This window comes from Psychromonas sp. SR45-3, assembly GCF_014163575.1.
In the GTDB taxonomy this organism is placed as follows: domain Bacteria; phylum Pseudomonadota; class Gammaproteobacteria; order Enterobacterales; family Psychromonadaceae; genus Psychromonas; species Psychromonas arctica.
Window position 1 is genome coordinate 165,553 of record NZ_JACJDP010000005.1, and the last position, 17,829, is coordinate 183,381.

The 17,829-nt window shown below is 37.5% G+C and carries 13 protein-coding genes and 1 pseudogene; 6 read left to right on the forward strand and 8 right to left on the reverse strand.

Features of this window, described 5'->3' with window-relative positions; translation table 11 throughout:
• The first annotated feature begins 274 nt into the window (after window positions 1–274).
• Window positions 275–1,285, forward strand: coding sequence for a DUF3014 domain-containing protein (locus H5084_RS05005; RefSeq protein ID WP_182689721.1), 1,011 nt, complete (start codon window positions 275–277; stop codon window positions 1,283–1,285).
• A gap of 150 nt (window positions 1,286–1,435) precedes the next feature.
• Here H5084_RS05005 and H5084_RS05010 read toward each other — a convergent pair whose 3' ends face one another.
• From H5084_RS05010 to H5084_RS05025, 4 genes are all read right to left on the reverse strand, one after another.
• The gene (locus H5084_RS05010; RefSeq protein ID WP_409077627.1) at window positions 1,436–3,208 is read right to left on the reverse strand and encodes a sugar phosphorylase; all 1,773 of its coding nucleotides are present in this window, start codon (window positions 3,206–3,208) and stop codon (window positions 1,436–1,438) included.
• A gap of 103 nt (window positions 3,209–3,311) precedes the next feature.
• A complete protein-coding gene (locus tag H5084_RS05015) occupies window positions 3,312–4,535 on the reverse strand; it encodes a glycosyl transferase (protein WP_028868719.1) in 1,224 nt (407 codons plus the stop codon).
• Between the two features lie 16 nt (window positions 4,536–4,551).
• Entirely contained in the window at window positions 4,552–5,484 is a 933-nt protein-coding gene (locus H5084_RS05020; RefSeq protein WP_182689722.1) for a mannosyl-3-phosphoglycerate phosphatase, read from the reverse strand.
• 435 nt (window positions 5,485–5,919) lie between these two features.
• A complete protein-coding gene (locus tag H5084_RS05025) occupies window positions 5,920–7,221 on the reverse strand; it encodes an OmpA family protein (protein ID WP_182689723.1) in 1,302 nt (433 codons plus the stop codon).
• A 211-nt stretch (window positions 7,222–7,432) separates the two neighbouring features.
• Between H5084_RS05025 and pdsR the strand changes: the two genes are divergently transcribed.
• The 4 genes from pdsR (at window position 7,433) to pyrC (ending at window position 12,709) form a co-directional block, all read left to right on the forward strand.
• The gene (gene pdsR, locus H5084_RS05030) at window positions 7,433–8,170 is read left to right on the forward strand and encodes a proteobacterial dedicated sortase system response regulator (RefSeq protein WP_182689724.1); all 738 of its coding nucleotides are present in this window, start codon (window positions 7,433–7,435) and stop codon (window positions 8,168–8,170) included.
• Window positions 8,161–10,413, forward strand: a complete 2,253-nt coding sequence (gene pdsS, locus H5084_RS05035; protein WP_182689725.1) for a proteobacterial dedicated sortase system histidine kinase — start codon at window positions 8,161–8,163, stop codon at window positions 10,411–10,413. The genes pdsR and pdsS overlap by 10 nt, the downstream gene beginning before the upstream one ends.
• A 55-nt stretch (window positions 10,414–10,468) precedes the next feature.
• Window positions 10,469–11,422 (forward strand): coproporphyrinogen III oxidase, encoded by a 954-nt coding sequence (locus tag H5084_RS05040; protein ID WP_028868722.1) that lies wholly within the window; start codon window positions 10,469–10,471, stop codon window positions 11,420–11,422.
• Window positions 11,423–11,677: 255 nt separating this feature from the next.
• Window positions 11,678–12,709 carry a dihydroorotase gene (gene pyrC / locus H5084_RS05045; protein ID WP_028868723.1) on the forward strand — a complete coding sequence of 344 codons (1,032 nt, stop codon included), beginning with the start codon at window positions 11,678–11,680 and terminating at the stop codon, window positions 12,707–12,709.
• 293 nt (window positions 12,710–13,002) lie between these two features.
• On the opposite strand, the gene H5084_RS05050 is transcribed toward pyrC, so the two are convergent.
• The 4 genes and pseudogenes from H5084_RS05050 to H5084_RS05065 form a co-directional block, all read right to left on the reverse strand.
• Window positions 13,003–14,019, reverse strand: coding sequence for an HlyD family secretion protein (locus H5084_RS05050; protein WP_182689726.1), 1,017 nt, complete (start codon window positions 14,017–14,019; stop codon window positions 13,003–13,005).
• Window positions 14,020–14,299: 280 nt separating this feature from the next.
• Window positions 14,300–14,525: pseudogene (locus H5084_RS20030) on the reverse strand (DUF3302 domain-containing protein); the annotation flags it as partial.
• A 144-nt stretch (window positions 14,526–14,669) separates the two neighbouring features.
• Window positions 14,670–15,269: an alkylphosphonate utilization protein gene (locus H5084_RS05060; RefSeq protein WP_182689727.1), complete on the reverse strand. Its 600-nt coding sequence runs from the start codon at window positions 15,267–15,269 to the stop codon at window positions 14,670–14,672.
• Window positions 15,270–15,377: 108 nt separating this feature from the next.
• On the reverse strand, window positions 15,378–16,475 hold the full coding sequence (locus tag H5084_RS05065; RefSeq protein WP_182689728.1) for a glycoside hydrolase family 18 protein: 1,098 nt from the start codon (window positions 16,473–16,475) through the stop codon (window positions 15,378–15,380).
• 117 nt (window positions 16,476–16,592) lie between these two features.
• Between H5084_RS05065 and H5084_RS05070 the strand changes: the two genes are divergently transcribed.
• On the forward strand, window positions 16,593–17,741 hold the full coding sequence (locus H5084_RS05070; RefSeq protein ID WP_182689729.1) for a methyltransferase: 1,149 nt from the start codon (window positions 16,593–16,595) through the stop codon (window positions 17,739–17,741).
• Window positions 17,742–17,829 lie beyond the last annotated feature (88 nt).

Here is a 17,829-nt window from a genome sequence, read left to right on the forward strand (position 1 = left end):
TATTACTGAGTTGGTTTGTGATCGTCAAACTTTATTTGCATATATTTCTCTGCTTGCTTGATTATTAAACGCATTGTCTACAATTAATTCGTTCTTAGTATCATTTTTAGCATTTAATGGTTTGTAACGTGATTTTTTTAAACTTAATGTAAGTTGATTTGGTAAGCTATATAAAATATGTTCATGAATTAAATATCATTTTAATCCAACTTGGTACAATATTGTTTAATTGTTATAACTTCAGCCTACCTATTATTAACGGAGTGCACTAAGCATGGCTTACCCCGATTCAAAAAAAGAGAAAGCTTATTCATGGCTTAATATTGTGCTTATATTAACTTGTCTCACGATGTTTGGCACTAGCACCTATTTTTTCGCTTATCCTGATACTGCACCGCAATTAATTCAACGTTTAGGACTGACCTCTTATTTCAACGATAAAATGGAGAAATTAGCTGCGTTAAAACAAACACAGCGACAGGAAGCAATGGCCCAACCCGAAAAAGAAACGGTTGTTATTAAAGAAGTGCCCGACCTTGAACAGGTTGAAATACCTCAAAAAGAGGAAGATTTGTTAGTGGCTTCGGCTTTAGGTGTATTACCAATATCAGCGGCACAACCTACTGAAATAGTTATTGATTCTAATTTACCTTTGATCGATGAGTCAGACCCTTTGGTATTAGAAGCGATTGAAGAGTTTAGTGAACAGACATTAATTGTTGATAATTTATTAGAGCAAGATCTGTTGCGCAGCACGGTGGTTTTTATTGATAATTTTAGCCGTGGTGAGTTTCTTGCTAGCTTTAGTCCATTGCTGGCAACTGATATACCATTTCGTAAAAAAGACAGTAACGGTAAAACCTATGTATCTGTACTGAATTACCATCGTTATGATAACTACACAAAATTTATAGACTCAATCGACAGCGAAAAAATTGTGGCAACGTACTATATGCTGAAACCACTTATCGACCAAACCTATGCAGAGATTTCGCTTCCAGGTGTAGACTTTGATGAGGTGTTAAATGATGCAATAGAAATGGCGTTAAGTGTTCCCGTTATTAATGGCCCAATCTCATTAAAGTCTCCTTCTGTAATGTATTTGTATAATAATCCAACATTAGAGGCGTTAAATCATGCACAAAAACTATTACTGAGATTAGGCGGCAAAAATCTAACTATCATACAAGCCAAATTAGTCGAAATTCAGGCGCAGTTAATGGCACAATCAACCTCTCCCGTTGAATTGAACATACTCAACACACCTTCTAATGAAATAGATTAAGGCAAGCTACTTTAACGAAACCACTAAAAAGAGCCCCTTTCAAAGCAATAGTGAAAGGGACTCTTTTTTATACGATGCCTCACATTATTTAACCAAAATTCAATCAGTTACTAATCATATTTATTGATAGCGACTATTCATAACTGCTCATTACTTATAATCGTTATTAGTTATCCAAACGGTTTGATAGGGGCTTAGCACTATCACTTCTTGTTGCATATCCAGCGGTTCTCCTGAAATCAGTTCAAACCAATTATCAGTCATAATCAAATTTAATTCTTGAATTGATAATTCCATGTCGTGGTCAGTAATATTGTTAATACAAAAAATACTCTGTTTTCTATCTAGGCTTTGTCTCCAAAATCCAAATAGTTGCAACCCTAAATGCAGAGTGAACTGGGTTGCATTAGGGTGAAATGCAGGTTGCTTAATGCGAATATCCAATAACTCTTTCAATGATGCTAATACAATCGCATGATGATCGCTTTTATCCCCTAGATTCTCTTCAAGCTCCTGATAGTCCCAACGATGACGATTAATAGAGCGATTTTGCTGAGTATTAGCGACTTTTTCATAATCATTCTGTGTGCCCAGTAAACTGTGGATGTAAACGCCAGGAATACCTTCTAGTGCGAACATGACAGCGTGTGCACAAATAAATCGCTGTAAACCGAAGCTATCAGCTCCTTTGGTTGTACCTTGTAATGCATCGAATAATGCGATATTAATTTCATAGGCTTTTTGCTGCCCTAACGCTGTGCTACGCCATGAGACTTTACCACCAAATGATTGCATGGTTTCCACTAAGGTAGTGAGCTCATAGTCGTTTAGCAAGCCTTCAGCTGGACGTAGACCAATACCATCATGAGATGCAATGAAATTAAAATAAGCGGTACCATTTTGAGATGGCGGCATACTCATCAACCAGCGTTTTAGGTATAAACAGTTACCGGTGACTAAGCTATTTATCAGTAAAGGCGGTAATGAAAAGTTGTAGATGGCGTGTGCTTCATTGGCATTACCAAAATAAGTCAGGTTTTGAGTATTAGGTATATTAGTTTCAGTAATAATAACGGCGTCGCTTTCTGCATGCTCTAATAATGTTCTTAATAAACGGATGACTTCATGAGTTTCAGGTAAATTGATTGAGCTACTGTTCAATTTTTTCCATAAAAATGCGACGGCATCAAACCTAAAAATTTTAACGCCTCTATCAAGATATAAACGGATAATGTCGACAAAGCTTTTTAACACTTCTGGATTTCTAAAATCGAAATCGACTTGATCGTGACTAAAAGTACACCATACATGCTGTGTGCCTTTACCCGTTTCAGTTTCTCTTAATAAATCGGAAGTACGTGGTCTCACCACCTCTGATAAGTCATCCTCAGGGGATGCCGTATAGAAAAAGTCATGGCCTATCCCCTCCCCTTTAATGAAATTATCAAACCATGCGCTTCTGCTGGAACAATGATTAATTACTAGGTCAGACATCAAACGGCGATCTTTTGCTATTGCTTGTATATCATCCCAGTCGCCTAAGGACTCATTGACACTGGAATAATCAATAACAGAAAATCCGTCGTCCGAGCTATAGGGAAAGAATGGCAAAATATGAACGCTATTAACACTGCCACCTAAATATTTATCCATAAAGTGTTTTAGTGTCACTAATGGTTTTTCATCTGCTTTTAATAATGAGTCTCCATAGGTGATCATTACAACATCTTGTTGTGACCAATGGCTTTGATAAGCAACGGGCGTTGAGCAAGCTTCATCTAAACGCATTAATTTAATTAATTGTTCGCTTAGTTCTTCACAACTGATGTTCAGGTCAACTTCTTTATAAATAATGTTAAGTTGCTGCACTAATTTATTTTTTAAAATGATTAACGTTTCTTCCATGTCGTTTAATTCATCCATTCATTTCTCCTTGTGCACGCGCCCCAATGTTTACCTTGAAAATAGTGTTTATTTTGCAGTACTTCGAAATAAACACACAATATCTGCAATAATTCCTATTTATCTATTCACTAAACTCTTGGTGATCTAATTCTACCGCTTCTTTTAATTGCTCTAATACATCGGGCATAGCGCTGATCACTCGACTCCAAGAGGGAATAAAAGGCGTATCCATTGGTTTATCTAAAAATATTTGACCTGCGGTCATCACGTTTTCAGCAAACATTTCGATTGCTTTTTCTTCATTGTGAATATCCAAACTTAAACCATTCATCATTGCATCACCGCGATACATTTCTAAATAATCCAATGCAATGCGGTAATACGTTGCTTTAAGCGTACGAATACTTTCAGGGCTGAATGTTTCGCCCTGTGTCGCTAATTTACGGATGAATGCTTTGCTGATATCAATGGACATTTTTGATAAACCGCCTTCGACGCTTTCTAAAGAAAGATCTTGATGCTTATGGTCATAGGCATCTGAAATATCCACCTGACAAGTACGATTGCTTGCGTAGTTACGATGCATTTCTGATAATACACCTATCTCTAATCCCCAATCACTTGGAATACGTAAATCACTTAAGACATCTTTTCGGAAAGAAAATTCACCCGCTAATGGATAGAGAAAGCTATCAATAAATTCCAAGTATTCATTATGACCAATGGTTTTCTTCAATGCTTTCACCAAGGGCGTAACCAGTAAACGAGACACGCGCCCATTAATTTTACCGTCTGCTACTCGCGAATAAAAACCTTTACAGAATTCGTAATTAAAACCAGGATTAGCGACGGGGTAAATTAACCTTGCTAATAATGAACGGTCATAGGTAACAATGTCACAGTCATGTAATGCAACCGATTCAGCTTTACCAGAAGCCAAGGTATAACCCATGCAATACCAAACATTACGTCCTTTACCTAACTCCTTAGGTGCGACCCCCAGTGCTTGCAATTTAGCATCTAGCGCTTTTAGCCTTGGTCCTTCATTCCATAATACGCGGTGATGTTGAGGCAGTTTTTTAAAGAATTTGAGTGCATGGCGGTATTGTTCTTCACTTGCGCGGTCTAAACCGACGACGATTTCAGATAAGTAAGGGACCTCGCAAAGGTGATCCACAATATCAGGAAATGCCTCGCCTTCTAATTCAGAGAAAAGTGAAGGTAAGATTAACCCCATCGGGCGTGTTGAAGAAAAGGTTTGTAGCTCAGCTTCAAGATCTTGATTACTACGCTGTCTTAAATTATGCATTGTGGTGACAATGCCATTTTGATAAAAATCAGCCATAATTCAGTTCCTTAATTTAAAAAATTTGTGTCGATGATAAAATCTTATTTAAACATTCTGTCCAACCTGCAGGACCATATAAATGACTTTGATAAACATGTTCAGTACGCGATAAAGCGGGGAAATCATGCACAGGTGAGCGAACCTGCACAGCAATAGTCGCTTGCTCTAGCATCGCAATATCATTTTTGCCATCGCCCATTGCAATGCTGATAACTTGCTTCTTCGATTCATTGCTTTGTAATAAAGCCTGTTGCAATGGAAATAATGAGGATGCGGTGTTTGAAGGCTCTGTTGAATGTCTAGTCAAATGTGTAGCTGTTTGAGCAACTTGTTGCTGTGAATATTGTGCGGTTAACCATTGCTGTGCTTTGCCTTTATCGCAATGCCCGCTGATATGTAGAAAACGGCCACCTTCTAATACGTTGGCCCCTAAACGACTCATAAGTTTGCTGAATTCTGCTTGTTGTTGCTCATCTCCTAACCAATTTAGAGGCTCTCCATATTGACGCTGTTTAGCCATTTTTGCATTTTCAATACTTAGCCCTGTCAATTCAGCAAGTTGCTGATTGCTCATTTCAGAGAAACCTCGAAACAGGTGTTGGAATGAACTTGCTTCACTATTCAACAGTTGTAGCCAATATGATTTTTCTTGAGAAAAAGATTTTACCCAGTATTTACCTTGCACGATTGTCTCGGCAGGTTGTTGTTTAAAATAGTTAATAGGGATAAAAACAGCCGCACCATTTTCAATGATAAAAGGAGAGTATAAATCTAACTGTTCCCGTATTAAGGATATTTCAGGTAGCGTTTTGCTACTATTAGGGATGATGTCTATCGCGTTTAACTTCAACGTTGCTATCATTTCTGTCGCTGCGTCAGTTTGATAGGTGTAATGATCTAATAATGTTCCATCTAAATCGGTAAAAACCAATATTTTCTTAAGCATTAATTCCCCATTTGTTGATCAGCACCTGATTGCTAAAACGTGCTTCTTAATTAACTATAATTAAATAGCCTTGGGTAGGGCCAACTAACAAAAAAATTAAATAACCTCTGCTTTTAATGGGGCCAACTGGGCAAATTAAGACGCTATTTTTATGGTTTATACTCACTATTTCGCAATGACAGGCAACAATCCTAGTAACTGTTTATTATAAACACTTTTCATTTAGCCTAAAAATAACATTCATAAACAATGACTTAAATTAAACTATTTATCATTAAATCTAAGTCATCAAATATATATTCATCCTACATCACAAAATAAATTAAAAAAAACAAACTGGAACTTGAAATAACTGTCGCGTTGATTAATTCATGTTTTTTTAGCAATCCGCTGAGTGTGTTTATTTTTGAATCTGATTGATACATGGTATACCCCTTATAATTGATAGCTCAACATAGTAATTAACGGTTCTTCAATGGCCTTTATTTGTGTATTTTGCTGATCTTTTGTGACACTTTTTATCTCTCTTTGTGAAGGTATCGTGACGTCATTAAATGAAGCTTGTTGAGAGGTCTTTCTTCGCATATTAAGTGCTTCATTTTCTGCTGCAATGTGCCTTTCTTTGCTTTCTTTGAGGTTAATATTATGCTGTTCGTTATCATTATTATTAAATGACCCAAAATCATTTAAAACTAATTCAGTATTTACCTGCACTACTTCGCTACCCTGCTTTAATTGAGAAGGAATAGTCACTTGAGAATGAGTAGTTACTTGAGTGTTCCCATGATTAACAGCAAAAGCTATCGCTTCAGTTTCATCAATAGTGCCTTGTTGAGAAGCCTTCGCCTGCGCTTTTTTAATCATGGCTAATTTTATCGATGCTAAGCGTTGTTCTGCTTTATCTGTTTGTCTTTTAACGCGAACAGCTAATTTATCTACACCGGGTGTATAGGGACTGACTTGTACTTTTCTCAAGCCTTTATTATAAGTGCTTGCCGTTAACTTCATGGCTTCATATTCACCTAATGTCACCAAAACAAGCTGTTGCTGTGCAACCCCATGTTCAATCAAATAGTTAGCCACATTTTCAGCTCTTTTGTGTGCGAGACTTAAATTATAAGATGCCCTTCCAGACTTGTCCGTATGGCCTATAACCTGCCACTTTTTCAATTTAGGCTGTTGTTTTATCAAGTCCGCTGTATCTAATAAGGCTAATTTAAATTCAGGCGCAATCTTCGATGATGACAAAGCAAATAAAACGTTAGTAGTTTCTTGCTGCTCAACCTCTATTGAGGTCGGTTCAATAACCATGGTTGTAGGACTTAATTCTGATTTAGCTAGTCGCTGATCTTTTGATTGATTATGTGTTTTAAAATTGTTGTTCACTGTCATATTATCTACCCCATGATCTTCACCACGTTCTGCAGTATTATGTTGGCCTGCTGAATATGCGTCTTCTAGCAAATTTTTTTCAGCGATAGCAGCCAGCTCATTGGCATCGGTGGTTAATAAACTATTATCTATTGCTCGTTTAAAAAAGATCACTTGTTGCGATCCTTGATCGTTATTATGGGCTGGTACTTTATAGCTGCTCAAATAAGTAGAATAAGCTGACGCCTGTTTATTGCTTCTATATTCTTCCAACAAAACTAGGCCTCCCGTGACAGCAGAAAGTACAGCCACACCTAACAATGATTTTTTAAGGTGTGATAATGACGTTGATGTTTGTTTTGACATGCCTAAACTCCTTTAACATTAAATATTGCAACTAAGGTTGCTGTTTAGATGTCAGTATTAAAACAAACTTAAATGGCAAGATTAGGGGCAAAAAATGGCGAACTACTGATCAATTGTGTCCAAAAAGTGGCAAAGCTTAATTTAGCCAAACCTATCTATCAGATTTTTGTATACTTAACCTTCCACCAGCAATAAAGGAATAACACTCAATATGAAACGTATTGCAATAATTGAAGATGACCATGCTATTCGTGAAAACTATATGGACCTGATGCAACGCTACGGTTATCAAGTAGAGGGTTATTCAGGTAGAGAAGAAGCGATGCAAGCCTTCAATAATCGTTTGCCAGATTTAGCGGTGATAGATGTAGGTTTAGGGCATGAATACGATGGTGGTTTTTTGTTATGTCAGCAACTAAGACAGTTATCGGCGAGTTTACCTATTATCTTTTTGACTGCCCGTGATAATGATTTTGATAGCATTTCCGGATTACGGTTAGGGGCCGATGATTATTTAAGTAAAGAGATTGGTTTAGAGCATTTAATGGTGCGTATTAGCGCTTTATTCAGACGTATCGGATTAAGTGAGAGCAATGCACAATCACAACACAATATTATACAGCGCGGTGCACTAACCATCGATAATGACAAAATGCAGATTAGTTGGCAGGACAGCAATTTAGAGGTCACGATCACTGAATTTTGGATCATTCATGCACTCGCCCATAAATCAGGTGTGGTCAAGAGTCGTCAGCAATTAATGAGCGATGCCAATATGGTTGTTGATGACAATACTATTACGTCTCATATTAAGAGGATCCGTAAAAAATTCATGCAGATAGACCCGTTGTTTGACGAGATAACCGCGATTTATGGCATGGGTTATCGTTGGGATGTTAGCACTGAAACAGCATTACAACATACAGCGCAATCCTCATTATGCAATTAAGGTGGGGGTTACGTGGCAAGGTATTAGCACTCAGTAGTTTATTATTACTGTTACCATTATTTGCCTATCAGTTTGTCGTTGAAATGGAGAATTTTTTACGAGAAGGACAACAACAAACCTTACTCGGAACCAGCAGCGCGATTGCCACTGCTTTACATGAAAGGCCGAGTTTATTTAATGAGCACGCAAGTTTTTTACCTAATGTCACTAAAGGCCAAGATTTATACATTCATAACCTAGCACAATCGATTCGCTTAGATGCTAATAATGAAGATTGGGGAGTAAATCGAGGCTTTAAGAATAGCTATCAAAATGATCCGCTTGAAGGGCAAACAACAAACACCGACATCTACACCAAGACCAACACCAACACCAACAATGTGCATTTTAATCAATTACTGGGTAAGCGAGATGGTTTCTTATACGCACATTTTGAAGTCTCTAACCAACACCCAATTACACGAGCAAAAAATTCAACTCAAGTCACCGACAATGACCACTTAATTATTGCCATGAGTTCACCTGAAGGCGAGCTACAACGTTATATTATTTCGGTCGCTAATGACGGCTGGTTTAATGCTTACCGGTATCCGCAACATAGTATTTATGCAACAAACCTTACCCGAGAAAAGTCAATTCAAGGTATCTGGCAGTCTACGAAACAGGGATATAATATTGAGTTACGCATGCCACTTACATTATTAGGCGATAAGCTTGGCTTTCAACTCAACACGGCCTCAACACTTGATTCAAAGCGAGTAGATAATGTAATCAGCACGTCCAATTTGCTTGATATTAATAAGCTCGGTAGTGTATTGATCCCTTCTCCCGAGATAGAACAAATACTCTTAGCAATGCGTCATACACGAGCAAGGCTGTGGGTGGTTGATAGACACCAACGGGTTATCGCACAAGCTGGAGATATTCATCAAGCAACAGGAATTTGGCCTGCAGAAGCGACTAATGATCAAGACACAAGCTTTTGGACAAAGATTGAAGCAAGATTATTATCTCCACTCTATGCACTGTTATTAGAACAACCAGAGAATCACTTTATAGATAAAAACCAACACACCACACAACTTAATAATAACCTCGTCAAACAATCATTAGACGGAAAAGCGGCCACTCAATGGCGCTTAAGTAGTGACAAAAAAGTGTCTATTCTCAGTGCAACACACCCTATATTTGTTCATGATAAAGTAGTGGGAGTGGTGATAGCAGAAGAAACGAATAATGGCATCATTACATTACGTAACCAAGCCTTACAAAAAATGTTCAGTGTATTATTAGGAGTCATTTTTGTTGCTGGTGTATTGTTATTTTTATTCCTTTCTACTGTGATCAACCGTGTTCGCGCTTTACGTGACCAAAGTGAACAAATACTGGATAACAACGGACGTTTAAAAGATACATTTAGTGCCAGTAAACACAGCGATGAAATTGGTGACCTATCACGTAGCATGGCTGATATGGTACAACGCTTGGGTCAATATCATCACTATGTTGAACAGCTATCTTCTCGGTTGTCTCATGAGTTAAGAACCCCAGTTGCCGTGGTGCGCTCTTCATTAGAAAACTTATCTTTATTACCCTGCGACGCTCAACAACAAAAATACATCACTCGCTCGCAACAGGGTATTCAACGGCTCAGTAAAATACTGACGAGTATGAGTGAAGCCAGTCGTATTGAACAAAGCTTACAACAGGCGGAAAAACAACCCATAGACCTGCGCACATTATTGGACAGTTGTTTACAGGGATATGAAATGGTGTATCCACAATCCACATTTGAAAAGTATCTTGGTGAGGAAACAGCCATGATTAATGCAGATCCTGATTTTTTAGTGCAAATGCTAGACAAAATCATTAATAATGCGGTTGAATTCTCTATCTCTAAACAGGCAATTGTGATCAACTTAGTAAAATTGCCTAGTAATTTATCGTACGTAGGTAGTAAAACGGCGAGTAATAAAGCGTTAGGCAGTCCACAGCAAACTGATCACATCAGTCTAAGTATTACTAATCAAGGGACATTGTTAAGCTCCGATAATAATCAGGATCTATTTCAATCAATGGTATCTGTACGCCCTGCTTCTCAACAGCATGACACGCACCTTGGCTTAGGCCTTTATATTGCCAAAATGATTTGTGAATACCATCAAGCTACGTTAACCATCGAAAACAATAGCGACTTGACGGGCGTCACCGTAACCATTACCTTGCCCCTTATGCACTCTTAATTGTTATCATTAAACAGCAATTGAACTGACCACTTATATTAATACAGGAATTTTTATGCGCGTATTGGCCTCTTCAGAGAAAGCTCAGTTTGCTTTAACAGAACTCAGTCAAGTTCAACAATATTTTGTACAAAAACTACAAAAGCTTTCTACTGGCACTGAATTTAAAAGTGTTGAATGGTTGCGAGATAATGGCAATCATGGTGGAGGCCAGCGCTTCGAAGCAACCACTAATATGGTCTTTAATCGCGCTTCTGTTAACGTATCGCAAGTACAATATGAGGACAAACCTGATAAAGCTTTTTTATCGGCAACGGCGTTATCTACCATTATTCATCCTCAACACCCACTTGCTCCTTCGATTCATATTCACGTGAGTTGGACTGAACTTAAAAATGGCCATCAATACTGGCGTTTAATGGCGGACTTGAACCCAGCCATTGTAGACCCTTCGGATAATTTACTCTTTAACAATATGTTACAACAAGCCAGTGGCGAGCATTTTGAGAGTGGCATTGCGCAAGGCGAAACATATTTTTTCATTCCCGCATTGAATAAACACCGCGGAGTCAGCCATTTTTATTTAGAAGGATTTACCGGGAATGAGCACACTCCTAAACACTTCGGGATTGATTTTGCTACTCAAGCTATCGACTGTTATATCGCTATCTTAAACGATAAATTTAGTCGCTTACCGCCCCCTTCTGATCAAGAATTACAGCAACAATTAGATTATCACACACTTTATTTTTACCAAGTACTGACCTTGGATAAAGGCACGACTGCAGGTCTATTAATTCATAGTCAAAATGATGTCGGTACATTAGGCTCTTTACCTGCTTACATTAATCGCGATTTGTTAGCGAGTTGGGTAGCTCACTCCCCATTAGAAAAACAGCCTTTAGTACAATCTTTGGTGGACCTATTACCACCACAAAAAAGTGTGCATGTTGATGCCAGTATTAAAGCGAATATTGCGCAGGCTATAAGACAACATTATACAGCTTGATTGTGAACACTAGGTACTATCGCTATCAGTAATCAGTAACTATTATCTGCAAACGTTGTTTGTAACCATTGTGTATACGTTCGTTGAGTATCGAGTTTTAGCTTTTATCAAGATGACACTCGATACTCTATTTTACTAAAAGCATAATGTAATCAAGGTGATTAATGATAACGACTTAACTAGACCTTTACTTCACCTTTTTATACTTCTAAAATCATCCCCACACTTTCTTCCCCCTATTATGCGGAGCATTTTATGAGCAGCAAATTAACCATTACTCGACCAGACGATTGGCATGTACATTTACGCGATGGAGATGTATTAAAAGATACCGTTCGTGATACTAGTCGTTACATGGGCCGCGCGATTGTTATGCCTAATTTAGTGCCCCCCGTGATGACAACCGAAAGTGCTTTAGCATACCGTGAACGTATTTTAGCAGAGCAACCACAAGCCACGTTCACGCCGTTAATGGTAATTTACTTAACTGACAACACCAGTGCTGAAGAGATAAAAAAAGCCAAAGCATCGGGCCATGTGTATGCTGCTAAACTTTATCCGGCCGGCGCAACCACTAACTCAGATTCAGGGGTAACGGATGTCAATAATATCAAAGCTGCGTTACAAGCAATGCAAGACGTCAACATGCCATTATTGGTGCATGGTGAAGTAACTGCACACGATGTTGATATTTTTGACCGTGAAGAAGTATTTTTGAAAGAAGTACTTGCCCCTATAGTGGCAACGTATCCAAACCTTAAAATAGTGCTTGAACATATTACGACGGCAAATGCCGTGGAGTTTGTTAACCAAGCAAGTGACAATGTAGCAGCCACCATCACTGCACATCATTTAATGTTTAACCGCAATCATATGTTAGTGGGCGGCATTAAGCCGCATTTTTATTGCCTACCTATCCTAAAACGTAATACACACCAAGCAGCTCTTGTTAAAGCCGCAACCAGTGGTAGCAAGAAGTTTTTCTTAGGGACTGATTCTGCACCTCATAGCATTGGTGCTAAAGAATCAGCATGTGGCTGTGCGGGTTCGTATACTGCATTTGCAGCTTTAGAGTTATACGCTGAAGTGTTTGAAGCTGAAAATGCTTTAGACAAATTAGAGGGCTTTGCAAGCTTTAATGGTCCTGATTTTTACCAATTACCACGTAATACAGATACGGTTACATTAGAGAAATTATCGTGGGATGTGCCTGCAACACTGCATTTTGGTAATGATGTAGTTGTGCCTATTAAAGCGAATGAAACAATGACTTGGAAAGTGCTATAACTTCTAGAATTAATGATTGACGGGATGTTCGCTGATGGTTAATTAATACATATTAAATTGATTTTAATGGGTAATTATTGGTACAGATAAACCTTCTGTACCAATAATAAGTCTTTTTTAGTCATAACAAGATGACCGAATCGATGACTCTGTTTTCACCACCTATCTTTATTAGTTTGATTTTTACCTCTTTAGCTATTTATAATGCCCCGCTTATACTACCCTGAACAATTGAATTAAATGCATCAAGCATTTTGTCTACATCGCACGCTTTAAAGTTTGAACCTAACATATTAGTGAATTGGCAAAACATAAGATGCCCATGATGACATACGTAATAGCACTTTACGGATGATCGTCAGTTCCTCGAATTCCTCTGAATACACAGCACTTTGCCCATATGCACCTAGCGGTAATAGATCACGGTATTGTTCAAAATTAAGGTCTTTAATCTCAAATACAACAGGGACTTTGCCCACATGGGGCGAAGTCAGGTCAAGTAAAGAGGCATTGGCTTTCATTTCCCCATCTGCAATATTCGGTAAGACCTTAGTAACTTCAGCGGCAAATACTTTACCAGGTAAGGCATCAAATACTAACTCAGCGCGATAACCCGCTTTGATTTGTAAAATCTTATTTTGAGGATACCAACTAACATACTTAAATGAGCTTTCTTGGATAAAAAGCATCGCGGGGTTTAGTGGTATGGGAACAACACGCAGACCAGGGAATACCGATATTTGAGTAACATAACCATCACTATGCGCTCGGACAATTGTATTTCTTAAATTATAGGTTGCCTCATTTAATTGCGCATTTAAACCATCAATTGTTGCTTTAGTGATATCAATATCTTCTTGATTGTCTACATTTTCAGTTTTTGACTTTTGCTCACTTAACTCTGGTTTACTTAATTCATCTTTACTTAGTTCTTCTTTACTTAGTTCTCGTGCACTTAAATATTGTTGCTTTGCAATCACGATTTTCGCGGTTAATTGCGCCACTTTATTTTGATAAGGTAACGGATCAATTCTGAATAATATATCACCCTTATTAATGTGAGTATTTGCTGTTATATCAACTGAGAGCACAGTTCCTTGGACGACAGGGACAATCGGTATCGTTACAAAATATTGTTTACTCGAGTCTGAATAAGGATGGGTATAGTTAATCAATAAAGTTAACGAACCCACTAAGATAGCTCCGCCTACTATAGCGCTAGGAACTGTCCAGCGATTAAATGGAATACCAAACACTCTGAATATAACCACACAAATTGATAGGTAGCTTAACGTTATCAACCAATCCATTATTTATCTCCTTGTTGTTGTTCAAGGTTTAATTTATCTATTTCTTCGAATAATTGAGAGGTTTGTTTATCAAAATCTTCTACGTCTTGATCGACTTTAAAATTAATATTATCTTCAGAAGCGATATTTGTCTCTGCTACTGCTTTCACTTTTTCAGAGGATTTAATTGATAAGACAGTTTCGATCGTTTCAACTCGATGTTGCAGATTGATAAGGTTTTGTAAGTTAATTAATTGTAGGTTGGTTTCTTTGCTTGTGACTGATTCTGCATTTTCAGCCCCGCCCCAACTTCTATTTTGACGGTATGATGTTGCCCAAATCCATAAAAATGGCCAGAGAATATGGAGAGTTAATAAACTGATCCATCCCGCTACCTGTAAGGCATCTTGTTGCGGATGATTACGTTTTTTGGCTATTTTATAGGGTATATCATGTATAGCGACCATTCCATAAAATAAGGTAACAAATATAAATATTAATATTCCTAAAGCGATATTTTCAAGCATATTACATCCTGTAATTGATATTAACTTGTTATTAGTATCGCAGATATTAGAAAGCCCATCACGTAATTCCTTTAAATATCATAAAGTAATCACATAACGGGCTTGAATTTAGAAATTTCATCTAATTTTTAATAACTTAAATCGTTATTTATCTTCAAATAACGGCATTTTTTTAAGATAACAAGTAAGTAACACAATGCGAACACCATTTACACGCCCTTCAATGTGCTCAGGATTATCCGTTAATGAGATATTTCTCACCGGCGTACCACGTTTCGCTGTAAAGTTACCGCCTTTAACTTCAAGATCTTTGATTAAAGTTACGTTGTCACCCGCGACTAACACCACACCATTTGAGTCACGCGTTGGCGCAACATCTTCTATTTCATCCGCAGCAACACCATAATCAGCCCAAGCCTTTTGCTCATCTTCCATGTACATCATATCTAGTAGATCTTGAGCCCAAACTTCACCCGCTTTACTTAAACGTGTTAATAAACGAAAAGCAGTTACTTGCACAGCAGGTACTTGGCTCCACATACTATCGTTAAGACAACGCCAATGGTTATTATCCATCTCGACTGTTTTTTCGATTTGAGGCAAACAAGTAGAACATACCAACACTGATTTATCTGAGTTAGGTTCTTTAACAGGTGGCACTTCGAAAATAGACAGTTCATTGGTCGATGAACATAATTCACAACATCCATTACTACGTTCTGTTAAAGCTGCATTGATCGGCATAATATGACCTTATAGTTAGTAGGGTAAATAAAGGGCGCTATTATGCGCCCTTTTATCAATAAAAAAAACCAGAAATAGTCTTCAATATTTAACCACAAGAACAGATGTTTAGTCACAAATTGTATTTGATTGATATATAGACTGCAGATACATGGTATTCAACAGTGAGTAGTCAGCATCTTCAACATAATCTTGATTGACAGCATTGAGGATAACCCCACCTGCTTTGGTTTGTGCATATGCTGTTTTGGCAATCACAGTCGCTATACCATTATAGTTAATGTTGTCATAGATATTGCCGCTTGGACCTTCAATATTCGTTGCTTCATCAACACACGCGTTATCAAGGTCATCACTCACAATATCATTAAAATCTAATACCGCATCTCCCTGCGAGTAAACAGGAATCGCTAATACTATTTTGTTCTTTACCACACAACGATTGGTCCAGTAGGTGATCGCTTCTTTTGCATCTTCTAAAGAAGAATGTAGCTCATCATTGTCTGTTGTGTTGAGCGCCATCACATTCACAAAATCAGGGTAACCTAACGCATCCTCTTGCACACCTTGATCAGTTGCGTCATCATCCTCTCCGGAATCAACTACGTAACTAAACAGCACACCTTGGTCGGTAGTCAGATCAGAAACTTCTTTGACTAAATCTTCAAATAAGTCCCCTTCATCATCAGTTGTTGGGAATTGCCAATTGATATCTATACCGTCTAGGTCATAATCTTTGATCAAATTCTCAACATTAGCGATAAAGTCATTTAAGGCCGTTGTATTTCCTGCGATAGAGTTAAAAGCTGAGTCACTCGCATTGCCAATAGAGGCCATGGCATAGATATTTGAGGTGTGAGCCAAATCAATCATCTCTTTAAATTCATCTAAGTCTTCACCAGTGGGTAAGATTAAATTCCCATTAGACTCAACACCTATTTTGTTATAAATAACATGAGTTAGTTTTGTAAAATCAATGTCATCAAGCGTTTCTTCATCACTAATAGACCAGTATGCAATTTGTTTAAAATCAACACTGGTGACGTCTTCCTCACACACATCATCTTCACTACCGTCCCAAATATCATCCAATAATTCTGATGTTTGATTATCACAAGCAGCGAGAAAAAAGAGTGGAAAACAAAAAGCAAAAGCTTTTATTAATTTGTTCGCAAATAATTTATTTGTAGGCAATATAGTTTTCACAAACAGAGTTATCCTTTTTCATTTGAATACAGTTAATAATATCACTTACCTTAATAGGACAAGCAAGTTAAAATAGAGAAATAAGTATCTTTACACACACCAAATTAGGCAAACGCTATGAATGAAGCATTAATAATTGCAGATCAAACTTTAATATTACATCGCCATCCAAGAAGAAAAAATGAAACATTACAAGCTTGGGATTCAGCTGATGAATACTTGATCAACCATTTTAATGAAAATGAATTGAATAAATACATTACTGAAGATGGGCAACTATTAATTATCAACGACGGTTTTGGTGCATTAAGTTGTTATTTCAACAACATTGAAAGAACTGTTGTTTCAGACTCTTTTCTCTCAGTAAGTTCAATAAAACTTAATATGCAACGTAATCATTGCGAACCAGAAAGTTTATTAATTCAAGACAGTCTGCAATCATTACCGGATAACGTCAAAGTAGTATTGATAAAAACACCAAAAACACTTGCTTTCTTAGAGTATCAATTACAACAACTAAGTACAGTTATTGGCAAAGATACAATAGTGGTTGCTGCAGGTAAAGTAGATACAATCCATAAATCAACACTGGCTTTATTTGAAAAATATATTGGTACCACTAAAACGTCATTAGCAAAGAAAAAATCACGTTTAATATTCAGTATCGTTGATCAAACAGAAGTGCCTGAAGATGAAGTGGCAATAACTTGGGATGTTGAACGTTTCGATTGGAAAGTTCATAACCATGCAAATGTATTTTCACGTAACCATTTAGATATCGGTGGTCGCTACTTAATGGATAACTTGCCTGAAGGTGATTTTACTAAAGTGGTGGATTTGGGATGTGGTAACGGCGTAGTCGGCATGGCAGCTGCAGTGGCATACCCGGATGCACAAATCACATTCATTGATGAATCTTATATGGCAGTAGATTCGGCACGTATTAATATGCTGAAAAACTTCGAAGAAGAGCGTTCTGATAATACTCGTTTTGTAGTAAACAACGGGCTGGTTGGATTTAAAGCGCGTAGTTATGATTTAATATTATGTAACCCTCCTTTCCATCAACAACATGCAATTACCGACCATATCGCGTGGAGCATGTTTAATGATGCACATTTCTGTTTAGCTGTGAACGGAGAGTTAGTGATTGTTGGTAATCGCCATTTAGATTACCAAGATAAATTAGAGCGTATTTTTGGAAACTGTGAATTAATCGCAGAAAACAAAAAGTTTGTTATTTTGCGTGCTATAAAAATGGAATAGACGATAACAAACCTCAAGTGTAAATGTTTACACTTGAGGTTACCTATACTCGTTAACAATTAAAATGCTCTATTGATTAATTCAGGCA

Coding starts and splice junctions, on each gene's coding strand:
- H5084_RS05005 (WP_182689721.1), top strand. CDS start 275: ATGGCTTACCCCGATTCAAAAAAAGAGAAAGCTTATTCATGGCTTAAT.
- pyrC (WP_028868723.1), top strand. CDS start 11,678: ATGAGCAGCAAATTAACCATTACTCGACCAGACGATTGGCATGTACAT.
- pdsS (WP_182689725.1), top strand. CDS start 8,161: ATGCAATTAAGGTGGGGGTTACGTGGCAAGGTATTAGCACTCAGTAGT.
- H5084_RS05020 (WP_182689722.1), bottom strand. CDS start 5,484: ATGCTTAAGAAAATATTGGTTTTTACCGATTTAGATGGAACATTATTA.
- H5084_RS05040 (WP_028868722.1), top strand. CDS start 10,469: ATGCGCGTATTGGCCTCTTCAGAGAAAGCTCAGTTTGCTTTAACAGAA.
- H5084_RS05015 (WP_028868719.1), bottom strand. CDS start 4,535: ATGGCTGATTTTTATCAAAATGGCATTGTCACCACAATGCATAATTTA.
- H5084_RS05025 (WP_182689723.1), bottom strand. CDS start 7,221: ATGTCAAAACAAACATCAACGTCATTATCACACCTTAAAAAATCATTG.
- pdsR (WP_182689724.1), top strand. CDS start 7,433: ATGAAACGTATTGCAATAATTGAAGATGACCATGCTATTCGTGAAAAC.
- H5084_RS05060 (WP_182689727.1), bottom strand. CDS start 15,269: ATGCCGATCAATGCAGCTTTAACAGAACGTAGTAATGGATGTTGTGAA.
- H5084_RS05010 (WP_409077627.1), bottom strand. CDS start 3,208: ATGGATGAATTAAACGACATGGAAGAAACGTTAATCATTTTAAAAAAT.
- H5084_RS05050 (WP_182689726.1), bottom strand. CDS start 14,019: ATGGATTGGTTGATAACGTTAAGCTACCTATCAATTTGTGTGGTTATA.
- H5084_RS05070 (WP_182689729.1), top strand. CDS start 16,593: ATGAATGAAGCATTAATAATTGCAGATCAAACTTTAATATTACATCGC.